Here is a 17,188-nt window from a genome sequence, read left to right on the forward strand (position 1 = left end):
GTCGGCAATTAAGAATTAAGATAGAAACTTTTGCAAGGCGAGTTATTGAAAATTGATAAACGGTATTAGAGATGGACAACAAGGCATTAATGATAAACACAATCAAAGGGGCTCTATTGAACCCCGACTTCATCGAAGCTGCTGGATTAGATAGCGATGTAATGGCGATGCGTACAGAACGCGAGGATTTCGTCGAGATGGTGTACGAGCTGTATTACCATTCGGGTAAGCACGGACGGTTCGACAGTAAAGTAATTCTAAGCATCTGTTCGCGCTATACTCCAGAGCTTGAGGTCGCTCCACGTGAAGGTTGGCTCGAGCATACGAGGCTATATCTCCTCAACTTGATATTCCCTCACTTGGACGGACCACAAGACCCAGATAAATTCAAAGCTGGGAGAAATATCTTGCTACAGCTCATGCGTGGCGTGTACGAGTATGAAAGGAAGACTCTTCCATTCGATCCTTGCTATGATATCAACCTTCTCAGCGATGAAGAGATAATGAGCAAGGGATTTACTGATGAGTATCTAAGATTTAATAAACTCGTTAGGATCAATTATGTCTATGAGTTCATGAGACTTAGCTCCGATATCTCACCTTTTAACACGCTCGGTCATGTAAGCGGAGTTCACTACGTTGCTATGTACACAGCAAGACAGCTTTGCGATGCTGGAATCAACGTCGATCTCGGGCTCTTATCTGCCGCTGCAGCATCGCACGATATTGGTAAATACGGCTGCCGCAAGGAAGAAGAGCGCCGTGTTCCTTACCTTCACTACTATTACACGGACTACTGCCTGACTAGATTTGGGCTGCCGACCATCATGCACATCGCTGCAAATCACTCGACTTGGGACCTCGAGCTAGAGAATCTATCCGTAGAGTCACTACTGCTCATATACGCCGATTTCCGCGTGAGAAGCATAAGGGACGAGGATAATCAAGAGACCATAAACTTCTTTACATTGGAAGAAGCATTCGATGTAGTCCTCAATAAATTTGATAATATAAACGAAGCAAAGAACCACAGATATGAGAAGGTGTATAACAAGCTTCTCGACTTCGAGGAGTTCATGCGCGAAAACGGTGTAACCACTGACCTCCCAGAGGATTGGGCCGAGACCCCGCACTTTAGGTGCGCTCCAAAGGTCAGAGATCTAGCCCTCTTAAGTGGACCTGAGGCTACTTCACAGCTCAAGTTTAGAGCAATAGAGCACAATATTCGCCTCATGAAGATATTCAATAGTCCAGCTGAGTTCTCCAGTCTTCTTGAACGCGCTAGGAGCGAGTCTCAGTGGAGCAATATCAGAACTTATTTGAATATTCTCGGCGAGTACAAATCCTACATGACGGAGGATCAGAAGGTAATAGTCCTCGATTTCATGTACGACATGCTTTTTAACAGAGAGAGCGACCTCAGAGAGCAAGCCGCTCAGATAATGGGCCAGATAGTCGCAAGATTTCGCGAGGAATACAAGAAAGAGCTACCAAAATCAGTACCCACAAGGGATTCTGATACCACTAATATCACACAGTTTTCTAGTTACCTCGAGAAGCTTTTCATGCCATCTAGAAAGCATACGGATTTTCATAGGAAGCGTATCATCGAGGCGACGCCTGATTTTGTAAATGAAGTCGTTAAAAACTGCAGACCTTCGTGCCGCAGCAAGTATTTTGATGTCCTCGAGGACTATTACCACGTAGCTGATCTCGATGAGCAGACAATTATCGTTCTATGCAGCACTGCACTCAATATCGATAAGGATCTAATGCCAGAATCGTTCCTGGAAAGCCTAATGTTCTTTACAAAGGATATCCTTAACAGCTACAGTCAGGATACTGATCTCCTTGCACTCGCTGTGATTGAGCGATTCTTCCATGACTCAGGCATAGATGTAGATGTGAGACGCCTGAGCATTCTTGGAATATCCAACAAACGAGATGTGACTGAGTCGGTGCCTTCATCACTATTTCTGGACAATCTAAAGACTAGTACATCCTGGATATCTAAACTCGCTAACATAGATTACATGTTCACGGTAGCAAAGCAGGGCTACAATGTTATGCACATCGCAACGCATTTTGTAAACCTGATCAAAGTCAGTGAGGCTATCGTAGTTCGTAAGCATGCTGGCGAATGCTTGATAGAACTTGCTAACAGTATGCCTAGCGATCAGATAAACGAGCTCTGTATCGACCTCTTCAACGGTCTCGAACTAAGTGACTATCAGTTCCTTAAGTACATTCCTGGCTATCTAGGGCACCTTATGATGTATCAGCCTGACAACGAACAGAGTGAGACAATCGAAGCGCTTGAAACTATGTTATATACGGGGAATAGCAAGTCGGCAGCTGCATCGCTAAGCACTATGGCAGTGCTCCTAGAGAACTACGACAGGCTACCTGAACCTGGCAAGAATGCGGAGAAGTACAAGAGTAGACTACTCGGCATGATTATCAAGGCTATCAGTCATTACAATATTGCGCTATCGCAGGAAGCATTACGGGTACTTGGAATGAGAATATTTGGCAGCGAAGTCATGACTCTCGATTCAAAGGGCTGGGTTGCATCTCACTGTTTCAAGAGACTAGCTGCTGTGATTCCGCTAATTGGTGATGATATCGGACTAGAATTCTACAACAACGCGGCGGTGTTAAATTATATATACAGATTTATCGCTACATATGTTGATGAAGTTGGGAAATTTGAGTTTAGGGAGTATGACAAAGTCGCATTCTTCCCTGGTGCATTTGACCCGTTCACTCTTGGGCACAAGGCGATTGCAACGACTATAAGGGACATGGGATTTGAAGTGTATCTGGCACTAGATGAGCTTTCTTGGACCAAGAAGATGTTGCCTCATGCACTGCGTAGGAACATTCTCGCTATGTCCATTAGCAGTGAAGAGGGCTTAAATCTATTCCCAGACGATATGCAGATTAACCTCGCTAATTCGGATGACATGCGGAGACTGAGAGAGCTTTTTTCAGGCAAAGATTTATACATAGTTACAGGTTCAGATGCTATTGAAAATGCCGCTTGCTACAAGGCTGCCCCAAGCGAATATTCGATTCACTCGCTAGGTCACATTGTATTCGATAGAGAGTCGAGCGATGATTCGCATAGAGATAGCGGTGATGGCTACCCAATCACGGGCGAGATTATAAAGCTGCACCTCAAGAGATATTCTGAGGATGTCAGCTCCGCTAGGATTCGTAACAATATTGACCTCGGGCGAGATATCGGCACGCTGCTCGACCCAGTTGTGCAGAACTACATATACGATATGAACCTCTATAAGCATGAGCCTGCATATAAAGAAGTGCTTACCGCTAACAATATCAACTTCAGCGCCTTTGAACACATGGATGCTGGTTTCACCATGCCACTTAGCGATGATTTAGAGACGGCTGGCTACGACCCCTTGGTTCTCAGCGAATACCTTGATGATCCTGCTACGAAATCAATCCTGATAAAAGCTAGGTCTGGAGAACGAGAAGAGCCTGTGCTCTCTGCGTTTGCATCGACTAGAAAGCTTCGTGCGAATGACCTGCTCGAGGAATTCGGCAGCAGCGAAGTAGCTTCTACGATTAGAAAGAGTGCGCTTGGCTCGATAGCTTCAATCGGTGCATTTTATGCAAAAGATGATGCAAATGCAGGTGTTTCCAACCTTAATCAGATTCTGCTCACGGAGATTATGACGGAACTCCTCGATGAAGATTACACTTACGTAATCTATCGCCCTGTAAATCCTGCAGGTATGGACGAGGATACGATTGACCTTTTAATCCACCATGGATTTGTCAATATCTCTAGCAGTGAGGAAGAACCAATCTATGCAGTGGATATGAAAGCACCAATCGTGCTATTTAGAGATGTCGAAGCGTGTATCAAGGCTCCGTTCAACAAGAACCCTAGGATTATTAAAGCTGCAGATGATGCTCATGCAAAGCTCCTTAAGACTTTTAATGAGCTATTTCCTGGCAAGCTGATACTGACTTTTAATCCTAGTGCAGTATATAGCCGCATCGTAAATATGGTTACATCTGAAAATGGAGTACCTGCAGCTTCCGATCCTATGAAGAATCGTGGTCCTTATATGGCGGTCCCATACGGCAAGGCACTTTCGGATGTGGTCATACCTAATACAGTAACAAAGGCTCTTAGGACGGATAAGTATTTTAAGAATGATTTATCGGGATTCACTATCCGAGAATACCGTAACTACGCACCGCTACAGGAGCAGATAACAACTATCAAGTCCTTTGAAAAGCCTGCGATATTAGTTGATGACTTCCTTCACAATGGTCAGCGTTTAAACCACATCGCGCCTCTGATTAAGGACGCGGGAATTGACCTTCGAAAGGTAATCGTAGGAGTACTTACTGGCAGAGCGTTAGATACTATGAAAGAACGAGAAATTCCAGTTGAGGGTGCTTATTTCCTACCAGATATCTCGATTTGGATAAATGAGCATGACAGCTATCCATTCTTTGGCGGTGACAGCCTCGAGCTAGTCGACGACTCTAAGGAGCACAGGACGATTAATCTGATGCTGCCATATACGACTTTCAGCTTCGTGGGCGAAAACGATATGGATAAGGTATATAAGTATTCAATTACCTGCCTCGAGAATGCTCGGGACATCCTTCGCATACTCGAGCAGGAGTACCAGGCCGAGTACGGCCGCAAGCTGACACAGAAGCTGCTCGGAGCAGTCATCTCAAGACCTTGCACGCCAATGTTGCCACCAGGTCTCGAGTACGACAGCTCCTTCGCAGCTTCCGATTTTATCGAAAATGATATACGTAGGGCTGAGAGGCTGCATATGTTTAAGAAGTAGTTGATATTTAAAGAACCCCAGCTTAGCAGTGCTAAGCTGGGGTTCTTTTGCATTTATCAAATTCTATATTCAATTATTAGTTGAACCGCTTATAGTATTTCTTGTTAAAAAGCCACTGCAAATTAATCTTTGGCTTTTTATCGTTAGCCTTTATAAGAAAGCCGAAATACTTATACAGCTCATCACTGATAGCTTTCTCGTCTATCGTATGTATATCTATTTCATCATAAGCATATACTCTTCTCAACTTAAAAGCTTTATCGAATTCATATCTTATCCCTCTATTGTCAATATAGATATAGGCATCATCATCACCATGCCACATGTAGAGCTCCGGCGTTTTACCGTCAACGGAATGGGCTTCGTTATAAATATAAACTCTGCCACTAAATGCCCCCGAAACGCCACTATCTGGTCTGTAGACCACTTTGTCTACCTTTGGTTGCTTAATAGCATCCAAATTGTCTATCACCATTGCAAAATCTGGATGTGTACCTTTTGAATGTTCAATATGAATTGCATAATAAACCGAGTATTCTGTCAGGTTTCTTTTTACATACCACATTACAAAAACCACCCCGACTCCTACGAGCAAGCAACAAGTAATTATAAGCATCCTATTTATCAACTTGCTGAGCATAGTTTACTCCTTTTCTTTCTACAATTTCTTTAGTTGAACCGCTTATAATACTTCTTGTTGAATTCTTTCTGCATATTGATTAGAGGCTTGTGATTGACGTTGGCTTTGACGAGGAAACCGAAGTTGTTATAAACCTCCTTATATAATTCTTCGTCGTCGATATCACTTTTTTCATACTCCATCTTAGCTGTATTAGAATTATAAATTGCTTTTAATGAAAAATCAGAGTTAAATATATAACTTCTATCCTTTGAATTCGAATACAGATATTCCACTCCGTATACATACGTTGCGCAAATCGAAGGACTGTTGCCATTATTTCTTTCGTTATACACTTTCGCCAGTCCATCATAGTCATACCTTATTCCTCTACTCGCGGGTGTACGTATAACCTTTATGTTCTCTAATGCCATTGCCATCTCTGGATGTGTTCCCTCCTTATGCGTCATGTTGTGGGCATAGTAAACGGAGTATTTTCTGAGATTGTAGTCTATGTATAGGTTGGCAATTATTAACAATATCCCCATAATTAGCACTACTATACTAATGCCTATTATTCTATTTTTATTCATGCTTAATCTACTTCTTTTTAAATAATGTTTTTAGCTTCTTTGTTAGTTTAGATACAACTTAACAGGGATGCCAGGTCTTTCAGAGCCAAAATTAGAGCTACGATTGAGCTCTCCAACCTCCGTGCCTGATATAAGCTCAACTTCTGTTTTATCCGTCCATCTAAGGCCTTCTTCAGTTAGGAAGTTGTCATCCGTAAGATTCTCTCCTATCAAATCAATTTTGATATTCTTAAAATAGTCGGGGCCACGAGTACCCTCATTAAAGTCACCAGAAACATTCACACCACTTATGCTGGGTGTGTTATCTGCTGTTTGTTCTGTTTCTTCTGATAAGCTTCCGCTTGCTGCTGATGAATCACCAAGTTCGGCATAGTCAGCTGCTATAACGATTGGTGTGATATTAAATAAAATAATGCAGACTAAAATAACAATAGATGAAATCTTCTTTATCATGATACACACTTCTCCAATTTTTTATTAGATATAAATTTCAGTGACACTCTATCATATATCACTGTACACTATCAAGTATTTTATATAGTTGCTAACAGTACCTTTAATCATATTTCAAAAAGCTATGACGAGAACAGCATTATTTGCTGCTCTCGTCATATAGTCAGTCATTCACATCTACCGCATCTTTCTCATACACGAGTATATCGCCAGGCTCGCAATCCAGATATGTACACATTTTATCTAGTGTTGTAAACCGAATTGCTCTTGCACGGTTATTTTTTAATATCGAAATATTAGCTGGAGTTATATCGATTGCCTCAGATAATTCACGAATCGTCACGTTTCGGCTCTCGAGGATACTGTCTAAATTTATTTTGATTGACATGTTTTATATTCCCGCTGTCTACACTGTTAACTTGTTATCTTCTTGCAGTTCAATATATTTGATTATTAGCTTTCCTACCGACATAAATGCAAATGCACATAAAAGAAAGACTATCATTAAAATAGATACTTTTACATTAAATATCTCAAATATACGTTCGCCTTTATTTGATAATACCCCATGAATTAGCTCGCATGCGAATTCAAATAGAAAGATGTTAGCAATAGATTTGCAAGTCTTTGCTTCTTTTAGGGAAAATCCCTCATTTATACTTGGTAGCATCCACAGTTTAGCTATCACGATAACTATCCCTACTGTAATAACTATTCCATATAAGGCTTCAGTTACGGCTTCATAGTTTGTAAATTGTTTTGTCAAAATATCGATACTACCTAGTATAATTGCTAGCATAGTTGCTAGTGTAAATACTATCAATATTGCTCTTGTTAGCTTAAAAGTTATATTATCCTTATTCATGGTGATGCTCCTTTCGTCTTACGAATATTACATATTTAATTGCGAAATGTATTTCCTGATACCTTTACTTTATCTAAATCTTACCTCATAGCATATCGAAAAACAATATGTTTTGGCTCGTATTTTGTTCTAATAAAATACATTTTGACTAACTTTCTTTATATTGACCCTCACAAATGGTAAAAAAATAATGACTCCAAGGTAAATTTAAAGTCATTATTTTTTTATCTTATTAAGTTCTGCTATTTACTCTAAAGAAATTGTCTTGTAATTATGCCCATTATAGATAAACCTTACCCTATTAATTCCTTTAAGATTCTCTTTAGAAATTGGAATTGATATCTTTTCATTGTGTTTAAATGACAATTTTGTAAATATGGAAACTTCTATAGTATTATTATTTATATCAACGAAGTATCCACCAATACTTTTATATATAGGCAAATCTGTTTTTATGTATAACTTCTCATTAGATATGTATGCACCTACAATTTCTTTTTTATTTGAGATATCATTTATATTACTGAAATAAATTGCAACTGACAAAAGACTTATTATTAAAATAAAAATTAAGAAATACAGTATTTTATTTCTTTTACTTATCTTTTTTCTAATAATTGTATCTTCAGAAAGTCTATTCACAATATCACTATCCTCCTGCAATAGCTCATTCAGTGGAATATCCAAAATATTTGAGATATTAACTATTAGCTTTATATCTGGATAATTTCTATTAATCTCCCAGTTTGAAATAGTAGATCTTGAAACTTGCAGCTTTTTAGCTAAGTCATCTTGTGTTAAGCCTAATTTAGTACGTTTCTCTTTAATAATTGACCCAATTTTCACTGTACTATCCTCCTTTCTTTAATCTGATTTTAGAAAATTATAAAAGAACTCTCCAGTGTTTCACCAGCACAAATCATAAAAAAATTGCCACAAATTGTGACATTGGAAACTTTGTAGTTATGTTTTATTATCGAATATCGAATCTTTAAACTCGGTATTAAATTTTTTATCTACAAACAAGAACACGCATTCAACGCATGGTTTTACTTATACAACAAAAGCCCAGGAATTCACTCCTAGGCTTTATCCATCTCAATTAATATTTCTCATCATACGTATGCTCTTCAATCGCCAGCTTAATCAAACTGTCCAGCAAGGTTGGCTGATCTATGCCCATCGCTTCCCACAGCTGTGGATACATGCTGATATTCGTAAATCCTGGCATCGTATTAATCTCATTAAACACAACTCTGCCGTCTTCAGTATAGAAGAAATCAACTCTAGATAGTCCGCGGCAGTCCATTACCTTGAATATCTCAACGGCGCAGTTTCTAATCTCCTTCTGCTTGCTCATCGGAATATCATCGACAACTCTCGTCTGTGATTCAGGGTTGTTGTACTTCGCATCGTAATCGTAGAATTCGCCAGCGGATAGAATCTCTCCCACGCAGGATGCCTTCGGATTGTGATTGCCGAGAACCGCAACTTCCATCTCTCTGCCGACAATCATCTCTTCGACGAGGACTTTGTCATCATACTTAAATGCATTTTCAATAGCCCCTTCGAGCTCTGACTTCTTCTCGACCTTAGAAGCTCCAACCGAGGATCCAGCCGAAGACGGCTTAACGAACAGCGGTAGCTTTCCGTCATTCGTGCTGAGAGCATTCATAATTTCTCCCTCACGATCATCGGCAAAATCCTTCTTCTTAATCACGCAGTACTTCGCCTGAGTGATGTCAGCCTCGCCCACGATAATCTTGGTAAATGATTTATCCATTCCATTAGCAGAAGCCTTTACTCCAGGACCAACATATGGAATTTCCGCAAGCTCAAAGAGTCCCTGCACTGTTCCGTCTTCTCCGTTATCTCCGTGAAGCACTGGTATGATGCAGTCTATGCTCTTTGCGGTCGCTCTATCCTCTTCGTCGAAAACGAGGATTCCGTGTACCGTCGGATCCGCAGGGATGCACACCTGTTTGTTATCAGGTCTATTTTCCCAAGCACCGCTAGCGATTTCATCTGTACTTGCCTCGGTCAGATACCATCTGCCCTCTTTAGTTATTCCAATTTTAGTAATTTCATAGTGGTCAGAATTGAGTCCCTTGATGACATTTACCGCTGAACTTCGTGATACCTCATGTTCATCGGACCTTCCTCCAAATATAACTGCAATATTCATCAATAACCTCCCATATCTGGTGAATGGCTAAGCTATCCGCACACGCTCTATACAGCGGGTACCTTGCCTTAAAATATTTACTTTTCTTCTGCCGGTTTTTTCTCGGCTATAACGACTCTGTTCATTCCAGCCAGATCCTTGATAATCGCGGCTGGCTTATAGTAGTGCGTTCTCTCCAGTAGGAATGATACAGCTTCGCCCTGATCATACCCTATCTCGAGTGCGAGCACTCCGCCTTCCTTGAGGTGAGCGGAAGCGTTATTTGCAATAACCTTATATGCATCAAGACCGTCCTCACCACCGTCTAGCGCAAGCCTTGGCTCGTGATCCTTCACCTCTGGGTCGAGTGTCTCGATAATCTCTGACTTGATGTAAGGTGGGTTGCTGACGATTAGGTCGAACTTCTCATCTCCATCAAGCGACGAAAACATGTTGCCGAGTGCAAAGCTTATCCTGTCCAGTACGCCGTTGATTTCCGCATTCTTTCTGGCGACTTCGAGCGCCTTCTCACTGATATCCGATAGCTTGACACGAGCACCTTGCGATAAGCTTGCAATCGAAATTCCGATTGCTCCGCTGCCCGCACACAGGTCGAGTATCTTCGGATTCTCTAGTTCCATGCCGCTGATGATGCCCAGTACCTGTTCTACGAGCACTTCCGTGTCGAGCCTTGGGATGAGAACGTTTTCATTTACACAGAACGGCAGACCCATGAATTCCTGTACCTTTGTGATGTACTGAAGTGGAACTCCCGATGCGCGCTGGTCAATTCTCTCTCTATATGCTTCGACATCAGAACTATCGAGCAGCTCTGTGTCTCTCGTTATTATCTCGTTATGTGTAAATCCAGTTACGTAGCAGAATATATCATCCGCATCTCCGTTTGGATTGCTGATGCCTGCTTCCCCTAGCTTCGACCTTCCAGCACTAACTAAGTTCTTGACCATCGTCTCGTCCTCGCTGTACCTCTTATCTTCGAGTTCATCGAAGATGGAATCGAGCTCCTCATCTTGATTTTCCTCATCTAAATCGTCGCTAACATCTTCATCCTGTTTGCTTATTACACCAGACTCAAGTTCACCAAGCACAGCCTTAAGTGATGTTATCGCAACTTCAAGCTGCTCTTCGTCTGGCTCTCTAGTTGTTAGCTTCTGCATCATGAGGCCTGGCCAGCTTAGCACCCTAACGACCGCATTATCACTTCTACCAGCCCACCTAAGGAGCTCATAGCTGAGGCCTGCAATTACTGGCATAAGAAGAAGTCTAGATATGATTCGCCATGCTAGATTTGGCCATCCGAGAAATGAGAACAGCACAAGGCTGATAATCATTACGAACATGAGGAAGCTAGTTCCGCAGCGAGGATGAAGTGTGTAGAACTCCTTGGCATTTGCAGGAGTTAACTCAAGACCATTCTCAAAGCAGTGAATCGACTCATGCTCTGCACCGTGATACTGAAAAAGTCTCTTGACGTCGTTCATCTTGGAAATAGCCAGCACATACAGCACGAAAATCAATAGCCTCAGCACACCTTCTGCTAGGTTGAGCAGCACCGTATTCTTGGTCAAGTGCTTAAGTAAATTCACGCTGTATGTCGGCATGATTACAAACACGACAACCGTGATGAGCAGCGATATCGCAACTGAGATGCCGAGCATGACATTCCACACGGTCTTAGGGTTGAACTTTTTCTCCAGCCACTGGTCGAACTTGCTCGAATCTTCTTGTTCCTCTTCAGGCATTGCTTCTTCGAGGATTTCGGATGAGCGCATCAGCGTCTTCATTCCTGAAATCAGCGATGAGAAAAAGCTCACCACTCCTCTCACAAATGGTACCTTAGTCACCTTAGACGGTGGCTTGATATCCTCTATCTCTAGCTTTATATCGCCATTAGGAAGTCTGACCGAAAGCGACTGTTTGTCTGCGCCGCGCATCATTACGCCTTCCATTACCGCCTGACCGCCAATCTTGGTCGGCTTAGCGTCCTTGATGAAAATCTTACTATAATCCATCTTTCCTCCGACTGTTAGAAATTCAGCTCCTTGAGCATCACATCTACGAAGTCCTTGTTGCACTTGGTATGGCTCAGGTTGTCGAGTACCTTCTCCGCGACGTCAGCAGGATTTCCCGCCGACATCTCACGTCTCATCATGTTCATCACGAGATATTCATTATCATCTAAGAGAAGCTCTTCCTTCCTCGTGCTAGACTTTGCCAAATCAATTGCAGGGAATATTCTGCGTTCACTGAGCTGTCTGTCGAGGTGAAGCTCCATGTTACCTGTACCTTTGAATTCCTCATATATTACATCGTCCATCCTGCTCCCCGTATCTACGAGAGCAGTTGCTAGTATCGTTATACTGCCGCCCTCCTCGAGGTTTCTTGCCGCACCAAAAAATTTCTTTGGAGCATGAAGAGCCCCAGGATCAAGTCCGCCAGATAGCGTTCTTCCCGACGATGGCGTCTCCATGTTATATGCGCGCGCGAGCCTGGTGATGCTGTCCAGTAGAATGACTACGTCTTTGCCCTCTTCTGCTAAGCGCTTTGCCCTCTGAATTACCATCTCCGCAACCTTTACGTGGTGCGCAGGCAGCTCATCGAATGTCGAATATATTACCTCAGAGCGAGTGAGCGCCCTCTTCATATCCGTAACCTCTTCAGGTCTCTCGTCTACGAGGAGTACAATCATCTCAATCTCTGGATACTTCTTCTCTATGCTCGCTGCAATCTGCTTGAGCAGAACCGTCTTACCCGCCTTAGGCTGGGCTACGATAAGACCACGCTGACCCTTGCCGATAGGTGCGACTAAGTCCATGGCTCTCATCGCCAACTTGATGCTCGTGTCTTCGAGCACGATTTTCTCGTTCGGGAAAATCGGTGTCAATCTGTCAAAATGAGGTCTTCGCCTCGCGCTAATCGGTGATTCACCGTTCACTTCTTTCACATATAGAAGTGCTCCGAATCTCTCGCCTTGATTAGGATGCCTCGAGATGCAGCGAATCTTATCGCCAGTTCTGAGGCCGAACCTTCTAATCTGAGTCTGTGATACGTAAATATCCTTCTCAGATGTTAGGAAGTTGTTAAATCTCAGGAAGCCAAATCCCGCTTCTGCGATTTCTAGGATCCCCTCGACCTCTGGGCGGTCCTGTTCATTGCTTCTCTCTTCAGAATCCTCTGTATCTTCAGCATCTGTGCTACCATGAATTTCTTCAGGCTTATTTTCTTCATTATCTAGCGCTTCTTCTTTACTTACTGCAAAAGCTTCGCTTATAACTGGAGTATCTACAGAATCACTTATCTCTTTGATTTCATCATTTTCCACAGCTATAGCCTCTTCAGCGGCTTCGGTCTTTTTGATTTTTGCTGCCACTTTCTTGGTTCTAGTAGCTTTAGCTAGGGTTGCTTTTGTCACTGCTTCGCTCGCCTTTGATCTAGCCCTTTTGGCTGTAGTTGTACCCATTTTGGTTTCTGATGCCTTTGTGGTCTTTGCAGATTCCGCTTTCTTTGTTGTTTTCGTATCTACAGTAGTTTCTGCTTTCTTCATTGCTTTTGTTGTCTTTTTAGCTTTCGTAGCTCCTGTTGACTCCATAACTGTGCTTTTCTTTTCCTTTTCCATTGTTCCTCCCGGACTTATAGCTCCTCGTTGCCACCTATAGTTGATAGGATTGTCTCATCTTTGGAGTCAATCTGGCTTACTCGTAGCTTCTTGACGTCCTTTTGGTCGATTTTCTCACTTAGTCCAAGTAATGTCGGACTTAGATATACAGTCTTAAGCACCTTTCCGTTTAGGCTGACTGTACTGTGCTCTGTGAAATTCTGTCCTTTTATGTAGTATTTCTTACCGATTGAGATTATGCCATCAATCTTAATTTTCTTGTATCCCATGCGCATCTTTGTCCGCTTATATGGGTTCTTACCGCCAAATACATAGTTCTTGCCATATAGCATGTCATAAGCGAGCGCTTTCAGGTTCTTATTGTAGTCCTTAGAGTTCTTATCTGCAGTCTGCTCGTAATCAAAGATTACGCCCTGATGACCCAGTCCAACATTCTTAAGGATATCGGCAGTAACCTCGTATGAGGTGATATCCTTGTCATTCTTTTTAAGACCAATATTATCCCATATTACATATCTAGTCTGGTAGAGGTCACCTGTGCCGTATTCAGATTCCTTGATATCAAGCGCAGGGATGTGGTCTCCATAGATTAGCACGACGGTAGGCTCGCCAGATTCTTCTATCTTCTTGAGCAAGTCTCCTGTAAATTCATCCATTTCATGAAGTTCATTTACATAATACTCGTACTTCCACTTAGTAGCTTCATCCTTTGCAGTTACCGTTGTATATGGATCCTTGAATACACGCTCTGTCGGATATGCACCATGTCCTTGCACAGAGATAATATGTAGCAAATCCCTCGTATCTGACTTTGTAATTATATTCATGATATCGTCGGTCATGACCTTATCCTTAGCCCACCCAGTTGGCGTTTTGACAATGTTATTCATGTATTCGAGTGATGTAAAGTTATCAAATCCGAGCGATGCATATACCTCATTACGGTTATAGAATAATGCTCTGTGGTCGTGCATTGCATGTGTATTATAACCATGACTCTTTAGTACATATCCGAGGCTCTCGAGAGATTGTTCACGAAGCTTACCCTTATATGGATATTCTCCTGGTCCAAAGAATCTAGAGCTGATACCAGTTAATACCTCAAACTCCGTGTTAGCCGTTCCAGCTCCGCATGCCGGAACCTTAAACCAGCCTGTAGAATAGTTTTTCATTAGATTTGTGAAATTTGGGGTTGGGTCATTTGAAACCTTGATATTTTTGTAATCCTGCGCATAAGAGAATGATTCTAGTTGCAAAATGATGATATTAGGATATTTCTTTGCATCGTTTTTCTGCACAAGAGTGGTATTTGTCCCATTCTTGGTGTAATTTTCGAGAATTGATTGTATTTCTTTCTTCGAGTAATGGTTAGGCTTTTTAATTCCTTTATTTACAGAGGTGTTTAAGAAACAGTACGCAAATCCGTAATCTCTATACGCATAGTTGAGGTTTCCGAAGAATGTGCTGAGCGCCTTAGTCTCAATAAGACCGAGCGTACTGCCAAAACATGTTGCAATTGCGACAACAATTATCCCTAGTTCCTTCTTGTAATTTAGATTAGTCCACTTGTAGCAATTTATGTAATAAAGTACAACTATGAGTAGTGCAACACCAATGATTGCAGCACCTAGAGTAATCTGTGCCTTTGAATAATATGTGGTGAGCAGTGAGAAGCCGTCCTTTGTGTTTTGCAAGTCATAAAGTGTGAAAGGGGTCATTCGCTTGAGCAGGATGACGCCGTTGACAGTTCCTAGAATCCCCCATACTGTGCATAGTATTAGGAATGCAAAGCCTCGCTTCCTGAACATTAGTGCAAGGCACATCGTCGCGAATATGATCAAACAGTTATATAAGAAAATGATTGGGTGCTTGAATAAAAACATAGCGCCATCTAAGACTCCGCTCGTAATTCGTGCAAATGTCTCGATGTATAGGTTCATCAAAATTGACGCAATCGCAAGCTTTAAAATGAACTTTCTATCATGCAGTTTTCCGTCATTTAATTTCGGTACCTTCTTTGGAAATCTCGCACGGTACTTGTCGTGCACCTTATGTGCGCCACCCCTTATCTTTGCCAGAACCCCTCTACAGAAATTCTTAACTTTCATATTAAGTTACTCCTTCCAAATGGAATTGGATAATTCCGCAAATTCTTCCATCGTTAGCGTTTCCGCCCTGCGCGATGGATCTATATTAGCACTCTCAAGTGCACACTTTATGACATCTTTGTCAACGTCATCTAGTGCTTGCAGGGAATTTAAAAGAGTCTTGCGTCTCATCGAAAAACCTGCTTTTATGCACCTAAAGAAGTTGTTATCATCGTTAACCTGAACCGCTAACTCATCTCTCATGTTGAGCCTAAGCACCACCGAATCCACTTTTGGCACTGGATAGAATGATTCTCGTGAAACATCGCAAATCTTATCCACTGTGCACCTATAGTGAACCGCATATGTAATCGCGCCAGCTAGCTTGGTTCCTGGCTCGGCTGCAATCCTATCACCGACTTCCTTCTGCATCATAACCGTGAGGCTCTCAAATCCCGCATTCGCCTCAATCAGCTTAGTGATTATTGGCGTCGTTATATAGTACGGTAGGTTCCCGACTATCCTAGTCTTAGTAAGTCCGCGAGCTCTCATATTTTCGTTCACAACTGATTTGATATCAACTTTTAGAATATCCTCGTGGATAATCTCAAAATTATCGTGTAGCGCAAACTTGGTTCGCAAGATAGGGATTAGCCTATCATCAAGCTCTATTGCGATTACGTAGCCAGCAGCCTCTATGAGCTCTGTTGTAAGTGCACCTTCTCCCGGCCCAATTTCAACAACTAAAGTCTGTTCATCTATTTCACTACCCTCTACTATTTCATCTATTATATTTTGGTCATTTAGGAAGTTCTGCCCGAGGCTCTTCGCGTGCTTGAACCCATGCGGAACTCGTCCGCTACTAGCATTATGCTTCCCTTTGTGTTTTGCTTTATTTCCCAATTTTTTCTCGCTATTTCTCAGTTTTATACTTTAGAATTCAAATTCTTTCTTTGACCTTTATGAGCGTTGCTTCGAGATCCTGTATAGATATCCCAAACCCATTCAGCTTCTTTAAATCCGAGCTCTGCTCCCACATGCTCTCGAAGTACTGCAGCCTTTTGCCCTCCTATGAGCTCTAGTTTGTTAAGATCATGCATAGATATATTCTCTTGTTTGGCACTCTCGGTTATACCATGAACTTTAGTTAACGCCAGCCTGATAGCATCTGGTGCAGCATTCTCGACTCCAATATCGTCATCTTTAATAGCCTCTGATTTAGGCAAATATGCGTGGAGTGCTTTCGTAAATTTTGCCATTAACTTTCGCCTTATCTCCTCGCCAGAATAGTCAGGATCAGTCAGGATAATGATACCTTTCTCCTCATAGGCTTTCTCGATTAGCCCCCATGTCTCACTCGTTATCCCAAATCCATGCGTTGCAATAATTAGCGCATCACAGGCTTTTGCTACGGCATCGATATCGTCACGACCTTCTACGACTATCACTTCGTTTATGCTAAGCTTATCCTCTTTTCCCGAATTATTTGTCTTTTGCATTATCCTTATCCTTTTCGTTAGGAAATACAAATAGGATTTCATCTGGGTTAACAAGCCTTAGCTGCTTTCTAGCCTGTTCCTCTATATACTCCTTGCTGTTTACATTCCTAAGCTCAATTTTGAGTTCTTTTCTCTGCTCTATAAGCTCTTTCTGCTTATTCTTAAGCCTTCTGTTCTCTAGTTCGAGCTTGACGATGTTACGAACCGACGCTGCAAGCAACAGCAAAACTACAGCCGCAATTATCAAATTACGCCTGTTTGCAGGTTTTGAAAAAATTCCTCTTGAGCTCGATCTCTGCTTTCTTTGTTTTTTCCTAGTTTCTAGCCTAGTTTCTCTGCTTTCAGCTGAGACCGTGGTCACCCTCTCGGATGACCTCATCTCTCTGTTCTTCTTTTTGCTTTTGCTCATTAAAATCCGTCGTCC

14 protein-coding genes are annotated in these 17,188 nt (G+C 42.0%); 1 reads left to right on the forward strand and 13 read right to left on the reverse strand.

The features are described from left to right. Nucleotides 1-89: 89 nt before the first annotated feature. Nucleotides 90-4,847 (forward strand): hypothetical protein, encoded by a 4,758-nt coding sequence (locus QU661_RS08115; protein ID WP_304989712.1) that lies wholly within the window; start codon nucleotides 90-92, stop codon nucleotides 4,845-4,847. Between the two features lie 76 nt (nucleotides 4,848-4,923). On the opposite strand, the gene QU661_RS08120 is transcribed toward QU661_RS08115, so the two are convergent. The 13 genes from QU661_RS08120 to QU661_RS08180 all read right to left on the reverse strand — a co-directional run bounded on the left by QU661_RS08120 (nucleotide 4,924) and on the right by QU661_RS08180 (nucleotide 17,173). Next, nucleotides 4,924-5,412, reverse strand: a complete 489-nt coding sequence (locus tag QU661_RS08120; RefSeq protein WP_304989713.1) for a hypothetical protein — start codon at nucleotides 5,410-5,412, stop codon at nucleotides 4,924-4,926. 104 nt (nucleotides 5,413-5,516) lie between these two features. Beyond that, on the reverse strand, nucleotides 5,517-6,059 hold the full coding sequence (locus QU661_RS08125; RefSeq protein ID WP_304989714.1) for a hypothetical protein: 543 nt from the start codon (nucleotides 6,057-6,059) through the stop codon (nucleotides 5,517-5,519). Between the two features lie 42 nt (nucleotides 6,060-6,101). Next, nucleotides 6,102-6,512 (reverse strand): hypothetical protein, encoded by a 411-nt coding sequence (locus QU661_RS08130; RefSeq protein ID WP_304989715.1) that lies wholly within the window; start codon nucleotides 6,510-6,512, stop codon nucleotides 6,102-6,104. A gap of 163 nt (nucleotides 6,513-6,675) precedes the next feature. Then, the gene (locus tag QU661_RS08135) at nucleotides 6,676-6,900 is read right to left on the reverse strand and encodes a helix-turn-helix domain-containing protein (protein ID WP_304989716.1); all 225 of its coding nucleotides are present in this window, start codon (nucleotides 6,898-6,900) and stop codon (nucleotides 6,676-6,678) included. 18 nt (nucleotides 6,901-6,918) lie between these two features. Further along, on the reverse strand, nucleotides 6,919-7,377 hold the full coding sequence (locus QU661_RS08140; protein ID WP_304989717.1) for a hypothetical protein: 459 nt from the start codon (nucleotides 7,375-7,377) through the stop codon (nucleotides 6,919-6,921). A 246-nt stretch (nucleotides 7,378-7,623) separates the two neighbouring features. Then, on the reverse strand, nucleotides 7,624-8,223 hold the full coding sequence (locus QU661_RS08145; protein WP_304989718.1) for a helix-turn-helix domain-containing protein: 600 nt from the start codon (nucleotides 8,221-8,223) through the stop codon (nucleotides 7,624-7,626). Between the two features lie 256 nt (nucleotides 8,224-8,479). After that, the gene (locus tag QU661_RS08150; protein WP_304989719.1) at nucleotides 8,480-9,562 is read right to left on the reverse strand and encodes a D-alanine--D-alanine ligase family protein; all 1,083 of its coding nucleotides are present in this window, start codon (nucleotides 9,560-9,562) and stop codon (nucleotides 8,480-8,482) included. Between the two features lie 77 nt (nucleotides 9,563-9,639). After that, a complete protein-coding gene (gene prmC / locus QU661_RS08155) occupies nucleotides 9,640-11,574 on the reverse strand; it encodes a peptide chain release factor N(5)-glutamine methyltransferase (protein ID WP_304989720.1) in 1,935 nt (644 codons plus the stop codon). Nucleotides 11,575-11,588: 14 nt separating this feature from the next. After that, the gene (gene rho, locus QU661_RS08160; protein WP_304989721.1) at nucleotides 11,589-13,178 is read right to left on the reverse strand and encodes a transcription termination factor Rho; all 1,590 of its coding nucleotides are present in this window, start codon (nucleotides 13,176-13,178) and stop codon (nucleotides 11,589-11,591) included. Nucleotides 13,179-13,192: 14 nt separating this feature from the next. Then, the gene (locus QU661_RS08165) at nucleotides 13,193-15,286 is read right to left on the reverse strand and encodes an LTA synthase family protein (RefSeq protein WP_304989722.1); all 2,094 of its coding nucleotides are present in this window, start codon (nucleotides 15,284-15,286) and stop codon (nucleotides 13,193-13,195) included. A 6-nt stretch (nucleotides 15,287-15,292) separates the two neighbouring features. Beyond that, nucleotides 15,293-16,168, reverse strand: a complete 876-nt coding sequence (gene rsmA, locus QU661_RS08170) for a 16S rRNA (adenine(1518)-N(6)/adenine(1519)-N(6))-dimethyltransferase RsmA (protein ID WP_304989723.1) — start codon at nucleotides 16,166-16,168, stop codon at nucleotides 15,293-15,295. Nucleotides 16,169-16,191: 23 nt separating this feature from the next. After that, nucleotides 16,192-16,764, reverse strand: a complete 573-nt coding sequence (gene rnmV / locus QU661_RS08175; protein WP_304989724.1) for a ribonuclease M5 — start codon at nucleotides 16,762-16,764, stop codon at nucleotides 16,192-16,194. Then, nucleotides 16,748-17,173, reverse strand: coding sequence for an FtsB family cell division protein (locus QU661_RS08180; protein WP_304989725.1), 426 nt, complete (start codon nucleotides 17,171-17,173; stop codon nucleotides 16,748-16,750). The genes rnmV and QU661_RS08180 overlap by 17 nt, the downstream gene beginning before the upstream one ends. Nucleotides 17,174-17,188 lie beyond the last annotated feature (15 nt).

This window comes from Mogibacterium neglectum, from assembly GCF_030644205.1.
Lineage (GTDB): Bacteria > Bacillota > Clostridia > Peptostreptococcales > Anaerovoracaceae > Mogibacterium > Mogibacterium neglectum.